Source organism: Thermoactinomyces intermedius (assembly GCF_013912365.1).
GTDB lineage: Bacteria > Bacillota > Bacilli > Thermoactinomycetales > Thermoactinomycetaceae > Thermoactinomyces > Thermoactinomyces intermedius.
On the sequence record NZ_JACETT010000095.1, the window covers coordinates 1 to 2,025 of the forward strand.

Here is a 2,025-nt window from a genome sequence, read left to right on the forward strand (position 1 = left end):
CCGTAACTGGATGTTCTTTTTGCAACGGGTAACCGGTGTTGTGACATTGGTTTATGTCATCTGGCATGTGTGGGAAACCAGGGTACAGGTTGCTTTGTATGACCTGACGTCGGAACAATTGGCTCAGCTCATGGCAGACCTTATGCAAAATCCGGTTGTTTTCGCTCTGTATATCATCGGGGTCCTTTGTGCCGTTTTCCATTTCAGCAATGGAATGTGGGCATTCCTTGTCAGCTGGGGTGTGACGGTGGGACCGCGTGCCCAGCTTGTTTCCACATGGGTGTGGAGCGCGGTTTTTGTGATTGTTTCTTATTTGGGAATTTCAGCACTATTCGCGTTTGCCAGACCTGAATTTATTCAACAATTGGCACAGCATTAGAAGGGAGCACTTGCCAATGAATGAAAAAATAATCGTTGTGGGCGGTGGTTTGGCTGGTTTGATGGCAACCATCAAAGCGGCTGAAGCCGGTGCCAATGTACAACTCTTTTCGCTTGTTCCTGTGAAACGCTCTCACTCTGTATGTGCACAAGGCGGTATCAACGGTGCTGTCAATACCAAGGGTGAAGGGGACTCCCCATGGGAACATTTTGACGACACGGTTTACGGCGGAGACTTCCTGGCCAACCAGCCGCCGGTAAAAGCAATGTGTGAAGCAGCTCCGGGAATCATTTATATGATGGACCGCATGGGTGTTCCGTTTAACCGGACCCCGGAAGGATTGATCGACTTCCGCCGGTTCGGGGGAACCAAACACCACCGGACGGCTTATGCCGGAGCCACCACCGGACAACAGTTGCTTTATGCCTTGGATGAGCAAGTCCGCCGGTTTGAGGTGGAAGGGAAAGTCACCAAGTTTGAGCATTGGGAATTTGTCCGGATTGTTCAGGATGATGAAGGGCGTTGCCGGGGGATTGTCGCACAAAACCTGAGAAGCAGCGAATTTGTCACCTTCCTGGCCGATGCAGTGATCCTGGCAACGGGCGGTCCGGGAATCATCTTCGGGAAATCGACCAACTCGATGATCAATACCGGAACGGCTGCCAGTGCGGTATATCAACAAGGGGCTTATTATGCCAACGGTGAATTTATTCAAATTCATCCCACGGCCATTCCGGGAGACGACAAGTTGCGTTTGATGTCGGAATCGGCAAGGGGTGAAGGCGGACGGGTCTGGACTTATAAAGACGGGAAACCGTGGTACTTCCTGGAAGAATGGTATCCCGCTTACGGAAACCTGGTTCCGAGGGACATCGCGACACGCGCCATCTTTAAAGTTTGTGTCGATATGAAATTGGGCATCAACGGCGAAAACATGGTTTACCTGGATCTGTCTCACAAAGATCCACGCGAGTTGGATATCAAACTCGGCGGAATCATCGAGATCTACGAAAAATTCGTCGGAGAAGACCCGAGAAAAGTCCCGATGAAAATTTTCCCCGCCGTTCACTATTCCATGGGCGGCTTGTGGGTTGATTATGATCAGATGACCAATATCCCCGGACTGTTTGCCGCCGGAGAATGTGATTACCAATATCATGGAGCCAACCGTCTGGGTGCAAACTCCTTGCTCTCCAGTATCTACGGCGGAATGGTTGCCGGACCGAAAGCCATTGAATATGTGCGCGGATTGAATCACAGCATTGAAGACATGTCCGTGGATCAATTCGAATCGCAACGCAAAGCGGAAGAAGAAAAATATGAAAGCATCCTGAAAATGGACAGTGGCAATGAAAATGCCTATCTCTTGCACAAAGAGTTGGGTGAATGGATGACGGATAATGTCACGGTTGTCCGGTACAATGACCGCCTGAAGAAAACCGACGAGAAAATCCAGGAACTGATGGAGCGTTATCAAAACATTAATATGGTGGATACCAGCAAATGGAGCAATCAGGCCGGACCGTTCACCCGCCATTTGTGGAATATGCTGCAATTGGCCCGTGTGATCACGTTGGGTGCTTACAACCGGAATGAGAGCCGCGGTGCCCATTATAAACCGGAATTCCCTGACCGGAACGATGAAG

General features: G+C 50.2%; 2 protein-coding genes. Both read left to right on the top strand.

Going from position 1 to position 2,025, the window contains the following annotated elements; all coding sequences use genetic code 11:
* Window positions 1-379 (top strand): succinate dehydrogenase/fumarate reductase transmembrane subunit (locus tag H1R82_RS14335; RefSeq protein ID WP_508613973.1); only part of this gene is annotated, 379 nt, incomplete at its 5' end.
* Between the two features lie 16 nt (window positions 380-395).
* Window positions 396-2,025: succinate dehydrogenase flavoprotein subunit (gene sdhA, locus H1R82_RS14340; protein ID WP_181821715.1), on the top strand; the 1,630-nt coding region annotated here is incomplete at its 3' end.